This window comes from uncultured Microbacterium sp. (genome assembly GCF_963521645.1).
Lineage (GTDB): Bacteria > Actinomycetota > Actinomycetes > Actinomycetales > Microbacteriaceae > Microbacterium.
In genome coordinates this window covers 1-4,493 of sequence record NZ_CAUQVQ010000133.1, presented here as the reverse complement: position 1 = coordinate 4,493, position 4,493 = coordinate 1, and the positions used below count along the sequence as shown (strand labels likewise).

General features: G+C 68.3%; 5 protein-coding genes. 3 read left to right on the top strand and 2 right to left on the bottom strand.

Annotated elements, in window-relative coordinates:
* Positions 1-136: 136 nt before the first annotated feature.
* On the bottom strand, positions 137-1,918 hold the full coding sequence (gene aspS / locus RWO82_RS15220; protein ID WP_314428373.1) for an aspartate--tRNA ligase: 1,782 nt from the start codon (positions 1,916-1,918) through the stop codon (positions 137-139).
* A 116-nt stretch (positions 1,919-2,034) separates the two neighbouring features.
* Between aspS and RWO82_RS15215 the strand changes: the two genes are divergently transcribed.
* Together RWO82_RS15215 and RWO82_RS15210 are read left to right on the top strand one after the other, a co-directional pair.
* Entirely contained in the window at positions 2,035-2,409 is a 375-nt protein-coding gene (locus tag RWO82_RS15215) for a DUF5684 domain-containing protein (protein WP_314428372.1), read from the top strand.
* 1 nt (position 2,410) lies between these two features.
* A complete protein-coding gene (locus tag RWO82_RS15210; RefSeq protein WP_314428371.1) occupies positions 2,411-3,040 on the top strand; it encodes a histidine phosphatase family protein in 630 nt (209 codons plus the stop codon).
* 74 nt (positions 3,041-3,114) lie between these two features.
* Here RWO82_RS15210 and RWO82_RS15205 read toward each other — a convergent pair whose 3' ends face one another.
* Positions 3,115-4,014, bottom strand: coding sequence for an NAD(P)/FAD-dependent oxidoreductase (locus RWO82_RS15205; protein WP_314428370.1), 900 nt, complete (start codon positions 4,012-4,014; stop codon positions 3,115-3,117).
* 58 nt (positions 4,015-4,072) lie between these two features.
* Between RWO82_RS15205 and RWO82_RS15200 the strand changes: the two genes are divergently transcribed.
* Positions 4,073-4,477, top strand: a complete 405-nt coding sequence (locus RWO82_RS15200) for a MerR family transcriptional regulator (protein WP_314428369.1) — start codon at positions 4,073-4,075, stop codon at positions 4,475-4,477.
* The last annotated feature ends 16 nt before the right edge of the window (positions 4,478-4,493 follow it).

The window sequence follows — 4,493 nt, the reverse complement described above, 5'->3', positions numbered from 1 at the left end:
GTCGGAGTTCGTGAGGGATTCCGACCACAGGTGCCACATCGATGGTCGGCCCCTCAACTGAGTTGGCACCTGTTGTCGGAGTTCGCGAGGGATTCCGACGACAGGTGCCAACTGAGAGGGCGCTACAGAGTGAGGGTCAGGCCTCGTCGTCCTCGGGCTCGAAGTCGACGCCGGCCTCGGCGCGCTGCTCCGGTGTGATCGGCGCGGGCGCAGCCGTCAGCGGGTCGAAGCCGTTGCCCGACTTCGGGAACGCGATGACGTCGCGGATCGACTCGGTCTTCGCCAGGTGCTGCAGCACGCGGTCCATGCCGAGTGCGATCCCGCCGTGAGGGGGAGCGCCGAACTTGAACGCGTCGAGCAGGAAGCCGAACTGCTCCTGCGCGACCTCGTCGCTGATGCCCATGACCTCGAACACGCGCTTCTGCACGTCTTCGCGGTGGATGCGGATCGATCCTCCGCCGAGCTCCGAGCCGTTGCACACGATGTCGTACGCGTAGGCGAGGGCCGAACCGGGGTCGGTGTCGAACGTGTCCTGGAACTCCGGCTTCGGCCCCGTGAACGCATGGTGCACGGCGGTCCAGGCTCCCGCGCCGACCGCCACGTCACCCGAGGCGACGGCATCCGCTGCGGGCTCGAACATCGGAGCGTCGACGACCCACGTGAAGGCGAACTCATCGGGGTTCAGCAGGCCGAGGCGACGACCGATCTCGACGCGAGCGGCGCCGAGGAGCGCGCGGCTCTCCTTGGTCGACCCGGCGGCGAAGAACACGCAGTCGCCTGCCGAGGCGCCGACGAATTCCGCGAGACCCGCCTGCTCGGCCTCGGACAGGTTCTTGGCGGCGGGGCCGCCGAGCGAGCCGTCCTCGTTGAACAGCACGTACGCGAGGCCGCGGGCGCCGCGCTGCTTGGCCCAGTCCTGCCACGCGTCGAGCTGCTTGCGGGGCTGACTCGCGCCACCCGGCATGACGACGGCACCGACGTACTCGGCCTGGAAGACGCGGAACGGGGTGTTCGCGAAGTACTCGGTGGCGTCGACGAGCTCGAGACCGAAGCGGAGGTCGGGCTTGTCGGAGCCGTACTTCGCCATGGCGTCGGCATAGGTCAGGCGCGGCAGCGGCGTCTGCACATCGACCCCGATGGTCTTCCACATCGCGACGATCAGCGACTCCATCAGCGCGATGACGTCTTCCTGATCGACGAAGCTCATCTCGATGTCGAGCTGCGTGAACTCCGGCTGACGGTCGGCGCGGAAGTCCTCATCGCGGTAGCAGCGGGCGATCTGGTAGTACTTCTCGACACCGCCCACCATGAGCAGCTGCTTGAACAGCTGCGGCGACTGGGGCAGCGCGTACCAGCTGCCCGGGTGCAGGCGTGCGGGCACGACGAAGTCACGGGCGCCCTCGGGCGTGGAGCGAGTGAGGGTCGGTGTCTCGACCTCGGTGAAGTCCTCGCCGTGCAGCACGTCGCGGACGGCCTTGTACACGTTCGAGCGCAGACGCAGAGCGGATGCCGCGGCGGGGCGACGCAGGTCGAGGTAGCGGTACTTGAGGCGAGCCTCTTCACCGACGGTCTCGGTGTCGGCGACGGCCGTGGACACCTGGAACGGCAGGGGAGCGGACTCGTTCAGCACCTCGACGTCGGTCGCGATGAGCTCGATCTCGCCGGTCGGCAGGTTCGGGTTCGCGTTGCCCTCGGGGCGACGCGAGACCTCGCCGGTGACCTTGAGCACGAACTCGTTGCGCAGCGGGTGCGCCACCTCTTCGTCGCGGATGACGACCTGGGCGATGCCGGATGCATCCCGAAGATCGATGAACGCGACTCCTCCGTGATCACGACGGCGATCGACCCAACCCGAAAGGGTGACGGTCTGACCGATATGCTCGGCTCGCAGTGAGCCTGCCGAGTGGGTGCGAAGCACGGAGGATTCCTTCTGATCTGGGAGATGGTGAACCCGCCCATTCTACGTGGGCGGGTGTCGCGCCCTCCGCCGGTGGCATATCGGTCAGTAGGCTCGCCACGACAGAAAGGGTCACCATGGACTCCAACGGCATCTCCGACCTGTACGCCTCGATCTTCTCCGGGACGACGGGACTCATCGTGCTCGTCTTCTACATCCTCGTCGTGGCCGGCCTCTGGAGGGTGTTCGCGAAGGCGGGGTACCCCGGCATCCTCGCGATCATCCCGATCGTGAACGTCGTGTTCCTCGTCAAGATCGCCGGAATGTCCGGATGGCTCGCGCTGCTGTATCTGATCCCCGTCGTGGGTTTCGTCTTCGGCATCATCGTCGCGATCAAGCTGGGCGAGCGGTTCGGCAAGGGCGGTCTGTTCTCCTTCTTCCTGCTCTTCGTCTTCCCCTACATCGGGTACCTGATCCTCGGGTTCGGCGAGTCCCGCTACCGCGCGATCTGACATGGTGGCATCGCGACTGCATCTCGTCCGTCACGGGGAGGTCCACAATCCGAAGCGTGTGCTGTACGGCCGGCTGCCCGACTACCACCTGAGCGCGGCCGGGAGGCAGATGGCGCAGGCGGCAGCAGACCATGTGGCCGCACTGGACCGCCCGGTCACGGCGCTGTACTCCTCGCCGCTGGAGCGAGCGCAGGAGTCGGCCGAGCCGTTCGCCGAGCACTTCGACCTCCTGCCCGAGATCGACATCCGCCTGATCGAGCCGACCAACGTGTTCGAGGGCACGCAGATGCGTCGCTCTCTGATGAACCCGCTCAAATGGTGGCACCTGCGGCAGCCGTCGCTGCCCAGCTGGGGTGAGCCGTACGCCTCGATCGCGGAGCGGATGCTGGGCATGATGGCGGAAGCCTGGCGATCGGTCGACGGCGGCGACCTGGTGATGGTGTCGCATCAGGCGCCGATCTGGATCACCCATCTGCGGGTCGCGGGACTCCCGCTGCAGCACGACCCGCGGACCCGCCGCTGCGCGCTGTCGAGCGTCACGTCGTTCGAGCTGGTGGGCGACGTGTGGCGCGAGGTGGCCTACGCAGAGCCGGCGGCGACCGGAGGCGCGATCGACGTCGGCGCGGTCTGACGCATCCGCCTTCGAATCGCGCACTTGGCAGATTCGCTGCCCCGAGATCTGCAAAGTGCGCTACTCGAACGGCGTCAGTGGGCCATCAGCGTCTGGATGGCTCCGACAGCGGCCATCTGGCCCGCGGCGGCGGCGAGCGTCACCGCGGCCATCGGGCCGGGCAGCGACGCGCGGTGCGCGATGTCGCCGGCCGCGAAGATCCCCGGCACGGAGGTGCGGCCGAAGTCATCGATCTCGATCGCGCCGGAATCGAGCATCCCGAGTCCCAGTTGCGCGGCGAACGGCGCGCGCTGACGCACCGACCCCGATGCGACGAAGATCCCCGCGACGACATGTTCGGCATCCGCGGTCCGCACCCTGACGTCATCGCCCTCCTGCCGCACCGCATCGGCCACCGCACGGCTCACCCGGGCGCCGTGACGCTCGAGCGAGGCGACCTCCTCGGGTGTGAACGGCTCCGACACGGGCACGGCGGTGATCTCGCCCACGAATCGCCCGAGCATCGCCATGAGGTGCTCCACCCTCGCGGCGGCGCCGAGCACGACGATCGGCTGCCCGGCGTGCTCGTGCCCGTCGCAGAAGGGGCACGCGAAGGCCTTCGTGCCCCAAAGCTCCGCGAGTCCGTCGACAGGCGGCAGATCGTCGGCGACTCCCGTCGCAAGGATCACGGTGCGCGCCGCCGCTGACGTGTCGCCCGGCAGCGTCACGACGAAGTCGCCGGCCACCCCGGCGACGCCCTGCGCGGCCACGTCGCGGATCTCGACGTCGGCGTACTCCGCCAGCTGCTCGCGAGCCGTCGCCCGGAACTGCGCGGGAGGAGTGCCGTCGTTCGCGACGACGTTGTGCATGTGCTGGACGGTGCCGTTGCGGTACTGGCCCGAATCGAGCATCAGCGTCGACCGGTGCATCCGTCCGAGCGTCAGGGCTGCCTGGAGTCCGGCGGGGCCGGCGCCGATCACGATCGCGTCGTACATGAGAGTCCTTCCGAGGGGCGTGCTTGCTTTCCCTGCCAGTCTGTGACTTCATGTCAACATGAAGTCAAGCGCCGAGAGCTCCTGGTCGGTCGGCGAGGTCGCCGCCCGCTTCGATGTGCCCACCAACGTCCTGCGCCATTGGGAATCGGTCGGGCTCCTGCGGCCCGCCCGAGACTCCGCGGGAAGGCGCCGCTACGCGCAGGACGACGTCGTGCGGATCGCGGTCATCCAACGCAGTAAGGCCGCAGGCATGAGCCTGGAGCAGATCGCCGTGCTCCTCGACGACGGCAGCGCAGGTCGGCACGAGGTGCTGCAGCAGCACCTCGACGACCTCGAACGCCGGATGGAGGAGATGCGCCGGTCCCGCGACATGACCGAGCATGCGATGCGCTGCCGGGCGCACGACATCGCGACGTGCCCCAGGTTCAGGGCGAGCGTGGACGACGTCCTGGCGCGGCTCTGAGGCGTTTCGTCTCGGG